This is a genomic window from Chryseobacterium sp. II3a, assembly GCF_057815135.1.
On record NZ_JBYPZJ010000006.1, the window covers coordinates 204,085 to 224,032 of the forward strand.

General features: G+C 35.4%; 23 protein-coding genes, 1 tRNA gene and 1 pseudogene. 9 read left to right on the forward strand and 16 right to left on the reverse strand.

What is annotated here, in order from left to right; translation table 11 throughout:
• Nucleotides 1–83 precede the first annotated feature (83 nt).
• Nucleotides 84–1,052 (forward strand): hypothetical protein, encoded by a 969-nt coding sequence (locus AC3HD6_RS15830; RefSeq protein WP_488897209.1) that lies wholly within the window; start codon nt 84–86, stop codon nt 1,050–1,052.
• 12 nt (nt 1,053–1,064) lie between these two features.
• Nucleotides 1,065–1,979, forward strand: a complete 915-nt coding sequence (locus AC3HD6_RS15835; RefSeq protein ID WP_488897210.1) for a hypothetical protein — start codon at nt 1,065–1,067, stop codon at nt 1,977–1,979.
• A 367-nt stretch (nt 1,980–2,346) separates the two neighbouring features.
• On the opposite strand, the gene AC3HD6_RS15840 is transcribed toward AC3HD6_RS15835, so the two are convergent.
• On the reverse strand, nt 2,347–2,808 hold the full coding sequence (locus tag AC3HD6_RS15840; RefSeq protein WP_488897211.1) for a DUF6438 domain-containing protein: 462 nt from the start codon (nt 2,806–2,808) through the stop codon (nt 2,347–2,349).
• Between the two features lie 666 nt (nt 2,809–3,474).
• Here AC3HD6_RS15840 and AC3HD6_RS15845 point away from each other — a divergent pair.
• Nucleotides 3,475–3,966: a DoxX family protein gene (locus tag AC3HD6_RS15845; RefSeq protein ID WP_488897212.1), complete on the forward strand. Its 492-nt coding sequence runs from the start codon at nt 3,475–3,477 to the stop codon at nt 3,964–3,966.
• 118 nt (nt 3,967–4,084) lie between these two features.
• Here AC3HD6_RS15845 and AC3HD6_RS15850 read toward each other — a convergent pair.
• Nucleotides 4,085–4,164, reverse strand: a tRNA-Leu gene (locus tag AC3HD6_RS15850).
• A 93-nt stretch (nt 4,165–4,257) separates the two neighbouring features.
• Nucleotides 4,258–5,025 carry an MBL fold metallo-hydrolase gene (locus tag AC3HD6_RS15855; RefSeq protein WP_488897213.1) on the reverse strand — a complete coding sequence of 256 codons (768 nt, stop codon included), beginning with the start codon at nt 5,023–5,025 and terminating at the stop codon, nt 4,258–4,260.
• A gap of 54 nt (nt 5,026–5,079) precedes the next feature.
• Between AC3HD6_RS15855 and AC3HD6_RS15860 the strand changes: the two genes are divergently transcribed.
• Nucleotides 5,080–6,507 carry a TonB-dependent receptor gene (locus AC3HD6_RS15860; RefSeq protein WP_488897214.1) on the forward strand — a complete coding sequence of 476 codons (1,428 nt, stop codon included), beginning with the start codon at nt 5,080–5,082 and terminating at the stop codon, nt 6,505–6,507.
• A gap of 11 nt (nt 6,508–6,518) precedes the next feature.
• Nucleotides 6,519–6,968: a GAF domain-containing protein gene (locus AC3HD6_RS15865; RefSeq protein ID WP_045494431.1), complete on the forward strand. Its 450-nt coding sequence runs from the start codon at nt 6,519–6,521 to the stop codon at nt 6,966–6,968.
• A 50-nt stretch (nt 6,969–7,018) separates the two neighbouring features.
• On the opposite strand, the gene AC3HD6_RS15870 is transcribed toward AC3HD6_RS15865, so the two are convergent.
• From AC3HD6_RS15870 to AC3HD6_RS15915, 10 genes are all read right to left on the reverse strand, one after another.
• Nucleotides 7,019–7,486, reverse strand: coding sequence for a cupin domain-containing protein (locus AC3HD6_RS15870; protein ID WP_488897215.1), 468 nt, complete (start codon nt 7,484–7,486; stop codon nt 7,019–7,021).
• Between the two features lie 14 nt (nt 7,487–7,500).
• Nucleotides 7,501–8,256: an ABC transporter substrate-binding protein gene (locus AC3HD6_RS15875; RefSeq protein WP_488897216.1), complete on the reverse strand. Its 756-nt coding sequence runs from the start codon at nt 8,254–8,256 to the stop codon at nt 7,501–7,503.
• 26 nt (nt 8,257–8,282) lie between these two features.
• Nucleotides 8,283–9,605, reverse strand: a complete 1,323-nt coding sequence (mgtE, locus tag AC3HD6_RS15880; protein WP_068942060.1) for a magnesium transporter — start codon at nt 9,603–9,605, stop codon at nt 8,283–8,285.
• A gap of 158 nt (nt 9,606–9,763) precedes the next feature.
• Nucleotides 9,764–9,937: a hypothetical protein gene (locus AC3HD6_RS15885; RefSeq protein ID WP_488897217.1), complete on the reverse strand. Its 174-nt coding sequence runs from the start codon at nt 9,935–9,937 to the stop codon at nt 9,764–9,766.
• 28 nt (nt 9,938–9,965) lie between these two features.
• Entirely contained in the window at nt 9,966–10,109 is a 144-nt protein-coding gene (locus AC3HD6_RS15890; protein WP_165601924.1) for a bacteriocin-like protein, read from the reverse strand.
• Nucleotides 10,110–10,258: 149 nt separating this feature from the next.
• Nucleotides 10,259–10,405 carry a bacteriocin-like protein gene (locus tag AC3HD6_RS15895; protein WP_488897218.1) on the reverse strand — a complete coding sequence of 49 codons (147 nt, stop codon included), beginning with the start codon at nt 10,403–10,405 and terminating at the stop codon, nt 10,259–10,261.
• A 32-nt stretch (nt 10,406–10,437) separates the two neighbouring features.
• Nucleotides 10,438–10,581 carry a bacteriocin-like protein gene (locus AC3HD6_RS15900; RefSeq protein WP_488897219.1) on the reverse strand — a complete coding sequence of 48 codons (144 nt, stop codon included), beginning with the start codon at nt 10,579–10,581 and terminating at the stop codon, nt 10,438–10,440.
• 20 nt (nt 10,582–10,601) lie between these two features.
• A complete protein-coding gene (locus AC3HD6_RS15905; RefSeq protein WP_410493993.1) occupies nt 10,602–10,745 on the reverse strand; it encodes a bacteriocin-like protein in 144 nt (47 codons plus the stop codon).
• A gap of 159 nt (nt 10,746–10,904) precedes the next feature.
• Nucleotides 10,905–11,051 (reverse strand): bacteriocin-like protein, encoded by a 147-nt coding sequence (locus AC3HD6_RS15910; protein WP_488897220.1) that lies wholly within the window; start codon nt 11,049–11,051, stop codon nt 10,905–10,907.
• 373 nt (nt 11,052–11,424) lie between these two features.
• Entirely contained in the window at nt 11,425–11,973 is a 549-nt protein-coding gene (locus tag AC3HD6_RS15915; RefSeq protein WP_488897221.1) for a pyruvate decarboxylase, read from the reverse strand.
• Nucleotides 11,974–12,146: 173 nt separating this feature from the next.
• Here AC3HD6_RS15915 and rpsO point away from each other — a divergent pair, with 173 nt between their 5' ends.
• Nucleotides 12,147–12,416: a 30S ribosomal protein S15 gene (rpsO, locus tag AC3HD6_RS15920; RefSeq protein WP_045494446.1), complete on the forward strand. Its 270-nt coding sequence runs from the start codon at nt 12,147–12,149 to the stop codon at nt 12,414–12,416.
• A gap of 223 nt (nt 12,417–12,639) precedes the next feature.
• Here the strand turns inward: rpsO and AC3HD6_RS15925 are convergent, their stop codons facing one another.
• Nucleotides 12,640–12,999 carry a DUF4260 domain-containing protein gene (locus AC3HD6_RS15925; RefSeq protein ID WP_488897222.1) on the reverse strand — a complete coding sequence of 120 codons (360 nt, stop codon included), beginning with the start codon at nt 12,997–12,999 and terminating at the stop codon, nt 12,640–12,642.
• A gap of 392 nt (nt 13,000–13,391) precedes the next feature.
• Nucleotides 13,392–14,807: a sugar MFS transporter gene (locus tag AC3HD6_RS15930; protein ID WP_488897223.1), complete on the reverse strand. Its 1,416-nt coding sequence runs from the start codon at nt 14,805–14,807 to the stop codon at nt 13,392–13,394.
• A 442-nt stretch (nt 14,808–15,249) separates the two neighbouring features.
• Here AC3HD6_RS15930 and AC3HD6_RS15935 point away from each other — a divergent pair, with 442 nt between their 5' ends.
• Nucleotides 15,250–17,529 (forward strand): polyribonucleotide nucleotidyltransferase, encoded by a 2,280-nt coding sequence (locus AC3HD6_RS15935; RefSeq protein ID WP_488897224.1) that lies wholly within the window; start codon nt 15,250–15,252, stop codon nt 17,527–17,529.
• Between the two features lie 180 nt (nt 17,530–17,709).
• Here the strand turns inward: AC3HD6_RS15935 and AC3HD6_RS15940 are convergent.
• Nucleotides 17,710–17,940, reverse strand: a pseudogene (locus tag AC3HD6_RS15940) (outer membrane beta-barrel protein); the annotation flags it as partial.
• A 197-nt stretch (nt 17,941–18,137) separates the two neighbouring features.
• Between AC3HD6_RS15940 and AC3HD6_RS15945 the strand changes: the two are divergent.
• Both AC3HD6_RS15945 and AC3HD6_RS15950 read left to right on the forward strand, forming a co-directional pair.
• Nucleotides 18,138–19,220, forward strand: a complete 1,083-nt coding sequence (locus AC3HD6_RS15945; RefSeq protein WP_488897225.1) for a hypothetical protein — start codon at nt 18,138–18,140, stop codon at nt 19,218–19,220.
• 22 nt (nt 19,221–19,242) lie between these two features.
• A complete protein-coding gene (locus AC3HD6_RS15950; protein ID WP_488897226.1) occupies nt 19,243–19,746 on the forward strand; it encodes a DUF4280 domain-containing protein in 504 nt (167 codons plus the stop codon).
• Nucleotides 19,747–19,948: the final 202 nt, after the last annotated feature.

Below are 19,948 nucleotides of genomic sequence, written 5' to 3' on the forward strand. Positions count from 1 at the left end.
TTATTCTTAATTTGAATGTTAGCTGAAGTGCCATCGAGACATATTTAAGGATAACTCCAAAAACTAAAAACATAATAAATGATATGATAAAAACACAAAAAATACTATATAATGTTGCCGGGTGGTGTTTGCTGATGACTGGAACTTTAAATGCGCAGGTTGGTATTAATACTGCTTCTCCTGATCCCTCTTCGATGCTAGAGGTGAGTTCTACAGCTAAAGGTGTTCTTTTGCCACGTTTGACAACAGTACAACGAAATACAATAAGCAATCCTGCAAACGGGTTATTGATTTATGAAACGGCTCCCATTAATAAGTTTTCTGGTTATAATGGCTCTCAGTGGGGACAAGACGTTTTCGGAAATTTGAAATGGACTCTGAATGGGAATTCCAATACCAATCCTTCAACTGATTTTTTAGGAACGATTAATAACCAAGATTTTACCCTTAGAGCCAATGGTCAGACAGCTGTATATATTACGAAAACAGGCCAGGTAAGGCTTGACGGAACTAATTTTAGTGCTCCCAGGCTGTTTGTAAACAGATCGAATGCCGGAACAGCCAATCCCGGAATTGTGACTGCAATAGATAGTGGTCCCGGAGCAGCTTATCCTGTCAATATTATAACAGGTAATTTTTCTGCAGGTTCTTCCCGGGTTTTAGGAAATTATTCATTTGCAGCAAATGCAGGAAATGCAGATAGCGGTAATTCTGCAGGAGGGATGGCATACATAAAAGTAGCATCTAGCGGCTATGATGAAGGATTGGTTTTTTATACTGGCGGGCATCCTTCCATACAATCTGATACCTCAAAAGATGCAATGATTATTGGCGGGAATGGTAATAGAAATGTTTATATCGGCTATCCGAGTTTTGTTCCCAGCACTTCAGTACCTGCACTTCCTAAAGCCAAACTTAATGTAGCAGGCGGAGATATTTATATTTCAAATGTAGGATCAGGAGTTATTATGAAATCACCGAATGGAAGCTGTTATAAAGTTACGGTTAGCAATACTGGAACTTTAGGTACCGCAAGTGTTACATGTCCTTAAAATAGATAAACAATGAAAACAATAGTATTACTGATAGGCCTCTTTTGGAGTGGCTTGGCAGCAGGACAGATAGGCATTGGCATTCAAAATCCAGATACAAATGCTATGTTGGAAATAAGCAGTACCAATAAAGGGGTTTTATTCCCCAGAATGAGTAATGTACAGATGAGTGAGGTTAAAAATCCTACAGTAGGACTTATCATATACAATACAGACCAACAAGGCTTTTTTGGTTATGATGGCGTCAGCTGGACGCAGGAAGTATTTATGCCTTCTGATGCATGGGGAACAAAGGGAAATGATACAGGAAGCTCTGTAATGACCGTCGGAACTAATAATAATGTCGCATTTAATTTCAGAACCAATAATAAGAAAGTGATGACTATTCTTCCCAATCCACGTCAGGTGAGAGTAGAAGGGGAAAATCTTCAGACTTCAAGGTTTTTTGTTGGAACAGGGCAAAAAGATGGCTCCAATCCTTCCATATTTATTGCTCATTCGGCCGGATTCGGAAATGCAGCGTTCAGTAATAATATGGTCATTACGAACATAAATGGCTCGGGGAGTGTAATGGGAAACTATGCCTTTGCTGCAAGTATAGAAGATGCAGAGGCTGGAAAATCAGCAGGTGGAATGAGTTATATCCTGGATGCTGAAGTCAAAGGAATCTCTTTTTACACAGGAGGACATCCTACAGGTATAGATGACAGAAGTAAGGAGGTCATGATTATTACAGATCCTACAACCAACAGAAATGTAGGAATTGGAGTACACGTCCCGAAATCTAAACTTCATGTAGATGGAGATATTTACATCAGTAATTCTTCTAATGGACTTATTATCAAAGATAATAATGGAGGTTGTCATAGAATTACAGTAGGTAATGATGGAGGTCTTAATACAAGTGGAGTAATCGCTTGTCCTTAATTATAGAAACAATATGAGTTGGTTCTAGGCGGGAACAATAAAAAAAAACACAAAATGAATAAGTAATCTTTACTTTCTAACCCCAGTTCCCGCCTTATACTTAAAATGACGATATAAAATAAGAACATTAACAGGATTTTTTAGAAGTGTAGTATCAAGCAGAGTTTTAAGAATAGGAATGTTTTTTTAATAGAGTAGATAAGGTGTTAATGGTACTGTTTGCTTTATTTCCTGTTCTTAATCTCTGCGCTTTTAAAGATCTGAAACACAAATGATGATTTTTTAATGAGACAAGACTTTGAAATTCCTGATGTAATTCTCAGGAATTTTTTTATATAATTATTTTTAGGAAAAGCTAAGATTGTATTCACCTTTTTACTTTTTTCCAGCGCAGTTTAATGAAGAGAAGGTCTATATGTTCATATAGTTTTATCAGCTCAGGAGTACCGTGATTATCATGATCGTGTACTTTTTTAGGTTTTCCTTTAGAAAAATAAATTTCAAGATCGGTGGAAGGAAAGTCAGCATACTGAATGTTTCCATAAGTCTTCTTTAGCGTAGTAAAATCCATGTGAGTGATCACTTCCCAGTCTAGGTAACCTAACGTTGAGGTGTAATCGCCATTCATGTTCTTGGGTATATTTCTTCGGGCATTCAGCTCAACTTTCCCATTTTTATGAATAATGATCGTATATGTAGGACAGTCCCCAGTCATGCAGTCATTCTTTGTAATGATGATTTTTTCTACAGAATGATTGGAATTTGTTTTTTTCTGACTGTTGCAGACAATGGCGAATAAAAGAAAAATAAATGAAACGAAATATTTCATACTATGATCTGTGTTGGTGTTAAAACGATCCTAAAGATACAATAATATGATGATGACAAAAGAAATCAAATAACGGATACGATGAAAGTCACCTTGATCTGTAAAAACCAGGCATTAATATTTTACTATATTTGTGTCAGTGGAAAGACGGGTTACCTATAAATACACTGATTTATCGTACTATATAAAAATAGCAGGTCTATTTTTAATACTATCCCATTTGTTTATTCTTAAAGCAGATGATAGTAAACGCTTCACAATAGATTTAAATATTTTTCAACGTTTTCAAACAGGTTCTCAGCAGAAATGTAACAGGATTTATCTTGAAGAAAATAATAAAACTCCGATAAAATGCAATAATAATTATTGTTCAAATTTTTCACTCTTTACGGCTTCTTTTCCTTCTTTTGGATTTGAAAAATTTATGGGTAAAGAATCCAAAGATCGATTCTTTTTGTACAATGATCTACCTTATTGTTCATTTTTTAATTCTATCTGGATTCCCCCTAAAATTTAACTTTGTTTATAAGGTACCATTGCAAGTATCTTATACAGTATAATTTTTCCAGACAATACAATAATCATCTCATTCAGGAATACATGACTTTCTAAAGATCATGGTAAAGTCATATATCCATGATGAGGAAATCAAAAAAGAATTTTAAAATGAAAAAAATAATATCAAACTTTGAAAAAAACAGTACCAATATCTATATCATATGCAGGATTTTAATTGGCCTGTTCTTCTTTATTGCAGGATTTAATAAGCTGTTTCATCCTATTTTCCAAGGATATATGTTGAATACGATTAGTAATATAGGATTTCCTTTCCCGCAGTTTACTGCCAATTTTACAGCTTTTTGTGAATGCATATTCGGTCTATTTTTAATGCTGGGTTTTTGGACACGAATAAGTTCCGTGTTTTTAATCATTATTATATTAGTGGCCTTATTCACGCATGATCTGAATTCAATTCCTAAAGATCTGAATCCTATTAAGCCGGAAACAGGAATATATGAAATGGACCCTTTTACATGGCTGAGCTACTTCCTTTATCTGCCTCAGGCATTATACCTGATGTTTTTAACCTTGTTTTTGTTTCAGGGATGTACAGGATTTGGGATTGATACTTTAAGGAAGAAAATTCATGACAAATAAGTAGATAATTATTGAAATGAGACTGTCTTAAAAGGGCAGTCTTTTTTTTGAACTTAACAGTTTCCTGATACTAAAAATCAAAAACCTCTGAAAATCAAATGATTTCAGAGGTTTTTTGTACCCAGGACCGGGATCGAACCGGTACTCCTAAGAACTGGTGTTTGAGACCAGCGCGTCTACCAATTCCGCCACCTGGGCTTGATGTTTACTTCAAACATGTTGTTTGTTTCAAATTGGTGTGCAAATATAGGAACTTTTTTCAATGTTCAAAAGCTTTTTGGAAAAAAAGTTTTAAAAATTGATTTCCAAACCATCGTAGGCAAGGTGCATTCCGGCTGGAAGTAGTTTATCTTCAATATCATGCACACCTAAATGATGACTGATATGAGTTAAAAATAATTTTTTAGGTTTTAGCTCTTCAAACAGTTTGATCACATCGGGAAGGATAAAATGAGCCGGATGTGGATCAAATTTCCTGATACAGTTTAAAATCAGAACATCAAGATTCTTTAATTTTTCCTTTTCCGTATCAGAAATAAAACCTGCATCGGTAATATAGGCCAGATTTTTAAATTTATATCCGAAGACACTTATTTTAAAATGGATCACTTCAATAGGGGTGACTTCCGTATCCAAAACCTGGAATGGTTTGTTTTCAATTTCATGCAGCTCAAAAGCAGGAGCGCCGGGATACCTTACATCGGCAAAAGCATAAGGAAAGCGGTTCTTAATTTCGTGGGCTACCCTCGAATAACAGTAGAGTGGTACATCTTTTCCACTTTTAAAAATAAGCGGGCGCATATCATCAAGACCGATGACATGGTCATTATGCTCATGGGTAATCAACGCCAGATCTACAGTATGTTCGTGGTTGGTAAGCATTTGCTGCCGAAAGTCTGGACCACAGTCGATAAGTATTTTTTTATTTTCATCCGTTGTTACCATGACGGAAGAGCGCAGACGTTTGTCTTTTGGATTTTCGGAAATACACACCTCGCAGGTGCAGCCAATAACGGGCACACCCTGGGAAGTACCGGTTCCTAAAAATTTCAACTTCATTTTGTTTTGAGGTTGGTTTAATTTTGGTAAATTTACAAAAAATTTAATGTCCTAATGTATCAGAAACTAACTCCTAAACAAAAAGCATTAACAATTAATCTAGATCCTACTATTTATGGTACTTTCGCAGAAATTGGAGCAGGGCAGGAGACTGTTCGTCACTTTTTTAGAGCAGGGGGAGCTTCCGGTACGATTGCTAAAGCGATGTCTGCTTATGACAAAGATTTTAGTGATGCCATCTACGGAAAAGAAGTAAAAAACAGGTATGTTACCCAGAACAGACTTCGCAAAATGCTCCGGTATGAAGTAGCATTGATCGAAGAGAGAATTTCAAGAGATAACAATCCGGACAGAAAGTTCTTTTCCTATGCCAATACAGTAACCACCATCAACTTCGACAAGACAGTAAAAGGCCACGGTTGGGTGGGAATCCGTTTTCAGACTAAAGAAAATGAAGATTACAACGAGATTGTCATTCACGTGAAATTCAATGAGAATGATGCTACTCTTCAGCAGGAAACACTGGGTAATCTAGGGGTAAACCTTATTTTCGGAGCTTTTAATTACTTTGACAATCCAAGAACTTTAGTAGAATCTTTATACGACGATGTAGCAAAAGACAACCTTGAAATTGATATGATCGATTTCAGCGGACCTGCTTTTTCTTACGTTGATAATAGATTGATGTCTCTTCAGTTGGTGAAGAACGGAATGACTGATGCGGTGATCTTCAATTCTCAAGGGAACAATATGCTTCCCGCAGATGTATTGTACAAGAAAAATATCTTTGCGGTAAGAGGAAGTTTCAGACCTGTAACAAAGGTGAACATTGATATGCTTCAGAACGGAATGGATATGTTCCTGAAAGATGCAATCTGTACCCATGAAGAAACAGAAGTCCTTATTGAAATTACCATTTCCAATCTGAGAGCAGATGGAGATATTGATGAAAGAGACTTCCTGGATAGAGTAGATATTCTAGGCAAATTAGGATATACTGTTATTATTTCAAACTTCTCAGAATATTATAGACTGATTGATTATTTCGCGTCTTACACAAGCGGAAATATCGGAGTTGCTATGGGGGTAAACAACCTATTAATGGTATTTGATGAAAAATACTATCAGAATCTTTCGGGAGGAATTCTTGAAGCGTTCGGTAAGTTTTTCCGAAACGGAATGAGAGTATACCTGTATCCTTATAAAGATCCTGAAACCCACCAGTTATTAGATTCTACTAACCTTAAAGTAGAAGAAAACCTTAAGGAATTGTATAAATATTTCATGCGTAACAACCGTATTGTAGATATTACAAACTACAATCCTGAGTTTTTGGAAATTTATTCCAGAGAAATTTTAAGAAAAATAGCAGGCTGTATCAAAGGTTGGGAATCTCAGGTTCCCGAAGGTGTAGCAGAAATGATCAAAGAGCGTGGAATGTTCGGATATAAAGAAGAACTTCCTTTAAAACAATTCTCTTAAAAATTAATATAATGTCAGAATTAAAGAAAAGACTTTCCTCTATTCTTGAAAGTCCAAAACATAATACAGAAGAGAAACTTGAAAAGGTTTGTCACCTGCTGGATCAGGAAATTTCTTATTTCAACTGGACAGGTTTCTACTTTAAAAATGGTGATAAAGATGAATTGATCTTAGGACCATACGTAGGAGCTCCAACAGATCATACCATTATCCCTTACGGAAAAGGTATCTGTGGACAGGTAGCGGTTTCCAATGAAACATTTGTAGTGCCTGATGTGCATGAAGAAAGTAATTATCTGAGCTGTTCAATTGATACCAAGGCTGAAATTGTTGTTCCAATCTTTAAAGACGGGAAAAACATCGGTCAGATTGATATTGATTCTCACACCATTAATCCTTTTACGGCAGAAGACCGTGAATTGCTGGAATGGCTTTGTAATGAAGTTTCCAAAATTCTGTAATTGAAACTTCAATGAAAATATAGACTCCGGCTTGTATGGCCGGAGTTTTTTTATGGATTATTGGTGGTAATAACAAACATAATCAAAGGCTCATTTCCTGTATTTTCTATGGAATGATAGCCTATGGATCTGATAGCGGTGATATCTCCTTTCTGAAGTATTTTTTTACGGACCGGTCCTTTTGTCCCGGTTCTTTCCCGATATTCCCCAGTTCCATGTATTACAACGTATAATTCTTCTTCGTTTCTTTCATGATGAGTATGAAACCCGGATTCATCACCTTTATTTAATAAAACCATATAGGCTGCCAAACGGTTATTAGCCAGTTCTTTCTGATCAAACATTTGTATCATATGAACCGTTCCGTTTCCACCATACATGTTTTCACGTTTATCGATGCGTGTAAAGGCTCGTTCTTTCTTTCCGAACGGCATTACATAAAGATGGATATACTTTGAGACTTCCTGTATAATATGATCAAATTCTACTCCTTCAGATAATATAACAGTACCAGACATATAAAGTTCAATGTTTAAAGTTTAGAGTTTATGCTTTGCTGCATCATTTGAATTTCAGTCAGCAGTTCTTTAAAATAATTTTCACATTTTGCAATATGTGTTCCATACCATGAAAATGCTTCTCCATCTACAATTATGATTTTTTTATCAGGATAAAAAGCCCGTAGTTCTTCAATATGTTTTTCTTTAAATGGAAAGGGTTCAGAAGACAGCATGATCACATCCGCTTTCTTCAGGTCTTCAGTGGTAATTTCCGGATACCGCATTTTATCTTTGAAAATGTTTTCGAAACCTATTTCGGTCATTATTTTATGGATAAATGTATCTGAACCTACTGTCATATAAGGATTTTTCCAGATGAGATAAGCTGCTTTCACCGGAGCATCAAGTTTAGTTTGATGAAGGATTTCGTAGATTTTTAGATTGAAAAGCTGGGCTCTTTCTTCTTTTCCCAGAAGTTTTCCAAGGTTTTTGAGCAGGTAATAATTATCTTCAATCGTTTCCACATTGGTTACCATGACTTTGAAGTCATCCATGAGAGCTTCTACCTGTTCTTTGATATTTTCTTCTTTATTGGCTAGGATCAAGTCAGGTTGGAGCGCTTTGATTTTATCAATATTTATATTTTTCGTTCCACCAATAATGGTTACATTTTTTACTTGATTTTCAGGGTGAATACAGAATTTGGTCCTTCCTACGATTTCATTTTCAGTAAGACCTAAGTCGAATAGTGCCTCTGTAATAGAGGGTACAAGTGAAACGATTTTCATATTGGCATGTTAGATGATGCCTAAAATTACAAAAGTTTTCCGGTTAAGAAAAATCCGGCTACTGTAAAATAGATGATTAATCCGGTAACATCTACTAAGGTTGCTACAAATGGAGCAGAGGATGTTGCAGGGTCTAGTTTTAACTTCTTTAAAACAAACGGAATCATAGAACCTGATAAAGTTCCCCACAGAACAATCGCAATCAAAGAAACAGATACACTGAGTCCTACATATACCCAATATTGGCCATAATCAAAAAGGCCAACTTTCTGCCATAGCATAATTCTGATAAAACCGATAAGTCCCAGAATAGCACCCAAACACAATCCGGAGATGATTTCCTTTCTCATGACATACCACCAGTCTTTAAGATTGATCTCCTGAAGGGCCATTGCACGGATAATCAGTGTTGCAGCCTGTGATCCTGAGTTACCTCCACTGGAAATAATTAACGGAACAAATAGGGCAAGAACTACTGCTTTTTCAATTTCTTTATCGAAATATCCCATTGCAGAAGCAGTCAGCATTTCAGAAACAAATAAAATGATCAGCCAGGTTGCTCTTTTTTTAATCATTTCAGTCCATGAAGTTTGAGTATAGGGAAGATCTAATGCTTCCAGTCCCCCAAACTTCTGGATATCCTCGGTGTTTTGTTGTTCAATCTGGTCAAGGATGTCATCAATGGTTACAATTCCTACTAAAACTCCAGCTTCTGTAATAATTGGTAACGCGCCGCGGTCATATTTTTCGAAATACGTTACTGCATCCTCTTTTGAGGTGGTGGTGGTAATCGCTACAAAGTGATTATCTGTAATATCAGATACCAAAGTATCTTCTTCTTCTAGTAATAATGTACCAATAGCAAGGTCATCAATCAGGCGGTTTCTTTCATCCACTACATACAGGTAGTTCATGGTTTCCACCCTTTTTCCTACCTTTTTGATCTGTTGAAGACATCGTTTTACGCTCCATTCTTTACGGATCTGGATGTAATAAGGGGTCATCAGACGGGCGATAGAATCAGAATTATAGCCTAATAGCTTCAAGGCAATTCTCCTTTCCTGTGGATTAAGATGATTGATGGAGTACTTAATCAGTTCATCAGGAAAGTCTTCAAAAAGGGCAGTCCTGTCATCAGGAGTCATGGCGTTCAGAATTTCGGAAACCTCGTCGCTTCCGATACTTCTGATCGTATCTTCTTGAAAATCCGGATCAAGATGAGAAAAAACCTCTGCTTTGTATTCTTTCGGAACCTTCAGAAATGCGAGCAGTCGCTCGTCAGCTGGAAGTTCGCTGAGAGTTTCGGCAATATCGGCAGGATTGAAGATAAGTTCGTCTCTAGAATTCAAAACGTGAAATTTTTAGGATATGCAAAAATAATTCAAATTTTTAAGACTGAGTAATAAACTGGGAAATTTAAGGATTTATTAAAGTCTAAAACTTGGAAAACAGCATTAAAAAACACCCACCGGGGTGGATGTTAAAAATTAAATTTAAAAATATCCTTTTAATCAAGAATAGGTTCACATTCTAAAATAGGAGAGGGAGTGCACATGCCTCCAATACAACATTCTCCATAATCACATTTAGGATAGGTATTTCTGCATTTTTTTATCTGCAGGCTTCCTTTTATGGCTGTTTGTTCTTTTCTGCTGAGCTTTTTAAGATTTGAATTTTTCATGAGAATTGTTTTACATTAAAACTCCAAATTACTCTTCAAAACAGATATATTCCATACAAACCCCTTTGCAGCACATTCCGAAAATACATTGTGAGTGTTCTGTACATCTTGTAAGACCCGCTCCCTTAATTTGCTTTGCAGTTTCTCTACTGATCTTCTTTAGGTTTTTCATAGTTTTTAGATTTAATTGTTATACTAAAATAATAAATATTTTCCAATTATTCATTTGTTGGTGAAAATGATTATATGGGAATAAGTATTTGATTTTTATTGTTTTGTGTGAATGAAAAACGCCTTAAAATAGGCGTTGAAAGTTTCTAGTTATTCCATTGCACAAGGGTTGAGAACACATACATTTCGGCAGCATGCTCCTCCCGGACATTCAAAATGTTCCGTGCATCTTTTAATAATTCCGCTGCCTTGAATTTGTTTTTGCTCTTGTCTGTTAATTTTCTTTAAATTTTTCATGTGATTTGTTTTAAATAATTAGTTTAATAATGTTAGAATTCGATACAAATAAATGGTGAACAAATTCCATTACAGCACCATCCTGCAGCACATGGATTGATATCACTGCATCTATCCATCTTTCCGCCATTAATTTGTTTTGCGGTTTCTCTACTGATTTTCTTTAGATTTTTCATGTGATTTGTTTTTTATGATTCTAATTTTCAATACAAGCACGGGGTGAGCAAACACCATTACAACACCAGCCCACAGTACATGGATTGGTTCTGCTGCATTTTCCTATTAATCCGCCATTGATTTGCTTAGCGGCTTCTCTACTGATCTTCTTTAAATTTTTCATATAATTTAGATTTTATTGTCAGACTAAAATAGTAAATAATTTTCAATTATTCATCTATTGGTGAAAATATTGTATTGGTAATCAGTTTATTATGTTATTTTTTTTAATTCCTGTCATAAAAAAGCATCTGCAAAGCAGATGCTAAATGTAGTTGTCTTTCTAATCTATTATAGGACACATGTACGGACTACAAACACCCTCACAGCACCATCCTATTGTGCATGGTCTTGTATTGCTGCATCTTGCAATAGCTCCACCATTGATTTGTTTGGCGGCTTCTCTACTGATTTTCTTTAAGTTTTTCATATAATTTAGATTTTATTGTCAGACTAAAATAGTAAATAATTTTTTATTATTCATCTATTAGTGAAAATATTTAACTGAAAATCAATTAAATGTAAACGCTTTGTGGGTTTAGAATAGATTTTATAAAAAGTAAATAATGATGATTCTATCGAAGGTAGAATCCTTACCATTTAGCAATAGATCCATATATCATCAAATGTCTTTGGGTTTTGAAAAGACAGCAAATTCATTTTGAGAATCGAAATAAAAGGAAAAAAGAAAATACATCCATCATTGATGATTCACTTATGAAGCAAGATTGCTCATAAACAATGCTTTAATAGAATAATATATTAGAAGAGTAGTCTACCATTGAATTTAGAACTTTTAAAGGCTATAGTTCTGCTTCTGTAGGCTTAAGTTTTCTTAGTTTTTTAATAATACCTTTGATGGCACCTTCTGTACCAATTTTCACCGAATTAACCGTAGAGCCCAGAAGACGCATGTTTTTACGATAAGTATCATGATCTGTTTCTGTCACAAGATTTCCATCGGCTCCAAAAAGTTTCATGCTTACTACCACCTGATTAGAGAACACATATTTTCCAAAACCAACTTTGAAGTAACGCACTTTGGAAACAATGGCAAAATCAGCATCGTTATTTGAGCAGTAATCTAGGATGGTTTGCTTATCTATACTGTCGTAGGAAACCTGAACTTCTGCACGCAGCATTTTGTTTCTTCTGCTGCTGAAGCTATCAGAAACAACATCAAAGAAGGCGTTATTGGTAGGCTCTTTTATTTCATCAATATCAGGCTCTACCTCAGGATTGAAGTATAGAACTTTCTTTATTTTGTCATCGGCGTTTTTCTGTGCCTTTACTGAGGTAAAGCCAATGAATAAAAAAGTAGTAACTGCTGTAAAGAATATAAATTTTCTCATTTGTAATTCGAATGCAAAATTACTGCCTTTTCGTTGAATTGTATAAAATTTATTAAGAAATTTTTAACATTTTTTTCTATCAAATTTGATTCATGAAATCAATAATGTTTGCAGATTCAAAAAATAGTTGTAATTTTGCACCCGTTACATAATAATCATTAAACAATATTGGAATGTACTTAACAACAGACAAAAAGCAGGAAATTTTCGCACAACACGGGAAATCTGCACAGGACACAGGAAGCGCAGAAGGACAAATCGCTCTTTTCACTTTCAGAATTAATCACTTATCTCAGCACTTAAAGGCTAACCGTCACGATTTCAACACAGAGAGATCTCTAGTGAAATTAGTAGGTAAGAGAAAAAGTTTACTAGATTACCTTAAGAAAAAAGATATCGCAAGATATAGAGCAATTATTGCTGCATTAGGACTAAGAAAATAATCTATAAAGATTTTCAAAATAAAGCAACTTCGAAAGAGGTTGCTTTTTTGTTGTCATTATATTGAATACAAAGCCGTGAATTTTTCTGCTTTAGTTTCTAAAGTGAGTACTAATCATTAAAAATCATATTTTCAATTGAGAGACTGTATATTCACATCTTTTGGAAAGGGGGGTGAGAATTCAAAGATTTTTTTTGAGGTGGCCGGTCTCTCACAATCTCATCTTATTCCGCCTTTTTCCCAATCTTACCTAAATGCGTATTCTGAAAACTATCCGGATATTTCAATCCATATCCTAATATTCTATCAAAAGCGGAGTGTGAAAATAAGATAGCTCCAATCATTTGTAAATAGGGCAGGGATAAGGTTATTCCGAGAAGATAAACAATAATAGCTACTCCAAGATGATGAAATAGGTTATAACAAAATGCACCTATTTTATTATTGATAGTATAACCCAGCATAGAAAGATCGGGAGCAAGAAATAAAGCAGCAAACCACCACCAAGAATACCCTGTTTGTGCAAAAGCAAAAACTCCAAGGACTAAGAAAGCGGTGTATTCAAGTTTTAATTGGGTCTTCATCGGAATAGAAAATTTACATGATCTATAAAGTAAGTCGGAATTTTAGAAACAAAGTTACACGCGGAGAGTATTTGAAGGTGAAATATTGTTCTTTGTTAAGAACATAATACAATAAATTTGTGGCAAAAATAATGTTGGAGAATGCTAGTTTGCCAGGATTTTTGAGTTGGAATTGTTTTTAAGGCATAAGGATTTTATCTACGATAAAATTTTAAAATAGCATATTTAATGCCACGAATACCCGCATAAAATAATGATTTTATGCTATGTAACTATGGGGTTTAAAAATAAAATGATTATTGTTTACCACGTAGTCACACAGAAAGATGCTGGAAAAAACAGGCTGCTCCAAAAAATGAAACAGCCTGTTTTTAATTTATTTTTATATTGTATTAATGTCCTGATTTTGCTTCAGTACTCTCTACATGACTAAGATATTTCGTGCAATATGCTCCGAAAATTAAAATGATCAGATAACAGAAAACAGGAATGATAAATGAATGCTGTACTCCAAACTGATCTGCTAAAAGTCCCTGGAAAATAGGAACAATTGCTCCGCCCAAAATCGCCATAACAACTAAGGATGAACCCTGGCTTGTATATTTTCCTAATCCTGAAATTGCCAGTGTATAAATGTTCGAGAACATAATAGAATTAAAAATTCCGATTCCTAAAACACTGTACATCGCCATTTCGCCGTGGTTAACCATGGTGGAGATCAATAAAATGACATTGATAGCCGCAAAGATGGAAAGGGTTCTTGCCGGTGCTGCTTTACCCACAAAAAATGCAGCAAAATTGAGTAATATAAATACTAAGAAGAAGCTGATTTGTTCAAAGCTAAGGTCAACAATACTGAAGATCACAAGGAAGACTAATGCTGCGGCACCCAGCATAAATATTGCTTTTTTAGCCTGGCTAATAGAATGATTTAACGAAATTGCTCCTAGGAAACGCCCGATCATGGCTCCGCCCCAATATAAAGAAAGGTAATTTTTACTGATTGCTTCGTTGAATTTCATAGTTTCTTCAAGAAAACTGATAATGAAACTTCCTACCGCTACTTCACCACCAACATAGCAAAACATAGCAAAAACTCCGAATTTTAAGTGGTTGAATTGTAATGCACCCCAACCCTGTACGGTTTCTTCTGTTTCCATCTGAAAGGAAGGGAGTTTTACTCTTGAAATTAATAACCCTACCAATAAAAGAATAGCAGCGAAGATTAAATAAGGTATTCTGGTAGCAACTGCACTGAAGGTTCCGTCTGGCTCAGAAAAAAGTTCGAAAATTAAATGTCCTCCCAATACAGGCGCAATGGTTGTTCCAAAAGCGTTGAAAGCTTGGGTCATGTTTAAACGGCTGGATGCAGAATCTTCTGAACCAAGCAAAGAAACGTATGCATTGGCCGTAATTTGCAATACAGTAAATCCTAATCCTAAAATAAATAATGCTCCAAGGAATAAAGGATAGTAAGAGAATGTTGCTGCCGGATAAAACAGGATGCAGCCTAATGCCGCTAAACCAATTCCGAAAAGAATTCCTTTTTTATATCCGACTTGATTAATGGGATCCCCTTGAGAAATAGAGATCAGAAAATAAATCAAAGATCCGATAAAGTAAGCTCCAAAGAAGCAGAACTGTACCAGCATAGATTCGAAAAAGGTGAGATTGAATAGTTGTTTCAGGTAAGGGATCAGGATGTCATTCATACAAGTAATGAATCCCCACATAAAAAAAAGCAGGGTGATGGTAATCAATGGAACCGTATAATTCCTGCTTTGAGATGGTACTTCTTTATTATTCATAAACATTTATTTATTGTGTAAGGAAGAAATCTTCCTTCGCTTTTTTGCCTACAGCATTGTATTTGGCGAAGTAGGGCAAATATAGGGATCAGCCTATGGTTTTGCAATTATTTTAATGTTTTTTATAATGAAATGTATACTTTTCATCATCGTATACTATTATTTTCATTTTTTGAGACAATAATACAAAAACAGCAGGATTTTTCAATACAATATCGTGAAAAAATGTGTATTATTTTGATAAATAATAAAGGTGTTTGAATGATTAATGTTAATTTTTGAGACATTCATAAAACTGAAAGCCAAATTTTTGTATTTTGACAGTCTATTTATGCAATTGAAAAATTTAATATATCATTATTATATAGTACCTTTGCAAACGAAAATTTAAAGAGTTTAAATATTAATCATACTCAATACGGAGTATAAAGAAGCAAATTATATGAGTATACCTCAAGCGTTTACAGAAACGATTACCCTTGCAGACGGAAGGGAAATCACTATTGAAACGGGAAAGCTGGCTAAGCAGGCTGACGGATCTGTAGTGGTGAAATGTGGTGGAACAATGCTACTAGCAACTGTTGTAGCCAACAAAGAAGCAAATCCTGGTGTAGACTTTTTACCATTAACAGTAGATTATAGAGAAAAGTTTTATGCAGGTGGAAGAATTCCTGGAAATTTCTTCCGTAGAGAAGCAAAACCATCTGATGATGAAGTGCTTACGATGAGATTAGTGGACAGAGTATTACGTCCTCTTTTCCCTGAAGATTTCCACGCGGAAGTACAGGTGATGATCTCATTAATTTCTTACGATAAAGAAGTAATGCCTGAAGCTTTAGCAGGTTTGGCAGCTTCTGCAGCTATTGCAATTACAGATATTCCTTTCAACGGACCAATGTCTGAAGCAAGAGTCGTAAGAATTGACGGACAATTAGCCGTTAACCCAAGCTATGAAAACCTATTAAAATCTGATATTGATATTATGGTGGGAGCTACTAAAGACTCCATCGTAATGGTAGAAGGTGAAATGAAAGAGATTTCTGAGCAGGAAATGCTTGAAGCTATCAATTTCGCTCATGCAGAGATCAAAAAGCAGATCGAAGCTCAGGAAAGATTAGCTGAAAAAGTAGGAAAAGCTTTCCCTAAGAGAGAATACAGCCACGAAGATCACGATGAGGAAATTCGTGAAAAAGTATGGAAAGAATGCTATGACAAAGTATATGAAGTAGCAAAGACTCCATCTAATAAAGAAGAAAGAGGAGATAAATTCAAAGCAATTCGTGAAGAATTCTTAGCACAATATGCTGAAAACGAAGAAGAATTGGCAAGAGTAACTCCTTTCGTAAAAGTATATTACCATGACGTAGAGAAAGAAGCTATGCGTCAGATGATCCTTGAAGACAATATCCGTCTAGATGGTCGTGATCCGCAAACGATCCGTCCGATCTGGTCAGAAATCGATTACCTTCCGGGAGCTCACGGTTCAGCAATCTTCACCAGAGGAGAGACTCAGTCTTTAACTGCTGTAACTTTAGGTTCTGTAAAGGATGCTAACATGATCGACAGCGTAATTACGCAGCACGACGAAAGATTCTTCTTACACTATAACTTCCCTCCATTCTCTACAGGTGAAGCAAGACCTTTAAGAGGAACTTCAAGAAGAGAAGTAGGACACGGAAACTTAGCACAGAGAGCTTTAACAGCTGTTATTCCAGCAGAAAATCCATATACAATCAGAATCGTTTCTGACATCCTTGAATCTAACGGTTCGTCTTCAATGGCAACTGTTTGTGCAGGTACACTAGCACTAATGGATGCAGGGGTTCAGATTACAAAACCGGTTTCTGGTATTGCAATGGGATTAATTACTGATACAAAGTCAGGTAAATTTACTGTACTTTCTGATATCTTAGGAGATGAAGATCACCTTGGAGACATGGACTTTAAAGTAACAGGTACTGCAGACGGTATCACTGCTTGTCAGATGGATATCAAAATTCAGGGACTTTCTATGGATATCATGGAGAAAGCTTTGATGCAGGCTAAAGACGGCAGATTACACATCCTAAATAAAATCACTGAAACAATTGCTGCACCTAGAACAGACGTGAAACCTCACGCACCGAAGATGGTAGTAATGGAGATCGCTAAAGACTTCATTGGTGCTGTAATCGGGCCTGGTGGAAAAATTATCCAACAATTACAAAAAGATACTGATACAGTTATTGCGATTGAAGAAATCGGAGAAATCGGACGTATCGAAATTGCAGGAACAGACAGAGAGAAAATCAATGCTGCTATTGCGAAGATCAATGAAATTACTTTCGTACCGGTTGTAGGTGAAGTTTACAAAGGGAAAGTAGTGAAAGTAATGGATTTCGGAGCTTTCGTTGCGATTGCTAAAGGAACAGAAGGATTACTTCATATTTCAGAAATTGAATGGGCTCGTTTAGATAAAGTTCCTTATGCTGAAGGTGATGAAGTAGAAGTTAAATTTATGGGGTATGATGATCGTAAGAAAATGAAGCTTTCCCGTAAAGTTCTTTTACCAAGACCTCCAAGACCAGAAGGACAAGGAAGACCAGAAGGGCAAGATAGACCACAAGGTCAAAGAAGACCAGATGGACAGAGAAGACCGGAAGGACAAAGAAGACCGGAAGGACAAGATAGACCACAAGGTGAAAGACCTGTAGAAAATCAGGAACCTTCTTCTGAAGCATAAGAATTATTCTTAGATATAAAGAAATCCCTCAATTTGAGGGGTTTTTTGTTTTTTATATGTTTCAATATGGGTTAAATAACATTTTAATTTTAACCATATAGAATTTATTTGCAAGCAAATAACTCGTGCATTCATGGTTGTTAAAAGTACCTGCGTTATTTGCACAATCTGCGAGAGAATTTAATCATAATCAATTGGATCAGAGATAAAATCCTTGCAGGTTAACATAGAATCTTGCGCATTCATAGAAAATATTTCAAAAATCTTAGCGTTTCTCAACAGCTCTAAAAATTTAGATACTCTAAATGGATTCAATTGGTTATAACTTGGTCTTGTAATCCTTCTGTTCAGGTTTACTTCCAGATTGCTTTTCTTTGTCAAATCATAAGATATTACAACACTAGGGAACCATTGAGTATAGTTTCATTTGTTCACCTGATTGGAATGAAATTAATTCAATCAGGAAAATAGATTGGATTACAACTTTTATATCATAATGTATTGTAATGGAATGAAATGAAGAAATATTAATTCAAACTATGGGGAAAATACCTATGTTTTTATTGAATGATTTTACTTATCATTGTATTATAAAAACACAGATTCAAATGATAATTTATTATGTAAAAGAAGGGCAATCCCTTGTTGACCTTTGTCATGAGATACAACTCGAGAACCCGGAGTATTTAAAGTACTATCACAATCAGCACTGTTCTTTCTCAGAACGCTTTGATGGTGATATCGTTCAAGGAATGAAATTGTATATCCCATCATCTTCAGAAATCCTTGAGCTCAACAAAAAAATCAGAGACCATAATCAAAGCTTTTATGATTTGCCAGTTAAAGGGAAATTTCCCTTTGACTTTAAACTCTGTGAGGGAACTTATCAAATTACTCAGACTACCTATTCAGATGAGACAATTCTTGCAAAGTATGAAAACAAAGTAAGACTAGATTTTGAAGGAATTAAAAATGAGCACTACCATTTTCTCTTTTCAACGTTTGATTTCAGAAAAAATGAGGATACTTCAGATACCAAAGTGGATACCCTTGCGAAAATGTGCATAGAGGCTATCTATCCAATCCAATATCGTATAAATCCAGAAGGAAAACTTATTGATATTGTACTGACAAAGAAAACAGAAGATATTGTTTCTGAATTGGATTCCATAAAGAACTTTTTTCCAGATCCATATTCTTCTGATTATATTGAAAAGATGAAAGGTATCATTGAAAATCCAGAAATCCTTTCTCAAAAGTTTAGAAATACACTATTTAGCTTTTTTATGTTTGGGATATTCTATAGGACGAAATTAGGGAACTGGACGGACTCGAATGTTTATTATGATTTTTGTCCCTGGATCTTTGATGCTCAGCCAATAAGGTTTGAATTCCAAAATACCTTGTTGGCAAAAGATATTTTAGATGATGAACGGGTAAGGATTCAGCAAAAAGGAATTTCTTCTGATAACCGAAATTTGGAAGATCTATACTTTAGAGATTCCAGGTTTGATGATAAGACAGATATAGAAAAAGAGCCTATAGATTGTGAACATTTCGCTGAATATTTTTTTAACCGGGAAAATTTGTCACTCTATAAAATTGAAGCAGGATTTCAATATTTCGAGCATGAAAATATCCAAAGAGAAGATTTTTTATTAGAAAGAATTACAGATAATTATTACATTTGATAACCACCAAAATCACAATACGATGTCAGAAAATACTTCCCCTCACGATGGTAAATATTTCGTGATCCAAAAAGGAAAAGCCCAGTGCAATCAAGGCAATCAGTTTCCACAGTTTAAAGTAACCTCGCACCAGAAACATTACTGGAATCATAAAGAAGGACAAGCAGATTATTTAGCAGTGACAGAGGATGACGTACAGTTTAATCCACCTGGCCCTAGCTTCGGACAATGTAAGCTGAAGCCCAGTTCAGGAGGTTATCTGCCTTGTGCTTTTGCTCCCGCAGGAAAATGGCAAAAACCTTATGAGAAGACAAAAGTCATGAACAAAAGTTGTATTACTGAACTTTCTGAATTGATGTGTACAACGGGAGGGAAAATTACGATAAAAGAACATGGGCAAATTGCGGAGATAACCCAGCAGAATGTCAGAAATGCAGATCCAAAACAACAACAAAATATTAATCCACTGCTTGATTACAAAGAATTTCAGGAGGAACAGGAAGAAGATTTGAATATCTGCGAATAAACACTACACACAAATATGGGAAAATTAACAATTATCGGAAATGACAAGCCTGTGATCGGAAAACAGGAAATGTATTCTGTTGCTGCAATAAATGGCTGGCTGAATCCTTTACAACCTATTAAAAACACTTTGCAAGTACCCAAAGCACATTGGGAAGTGATGGTACAGACCAAAACAGGTTGGAGAAAAGGAGGAAGTGATA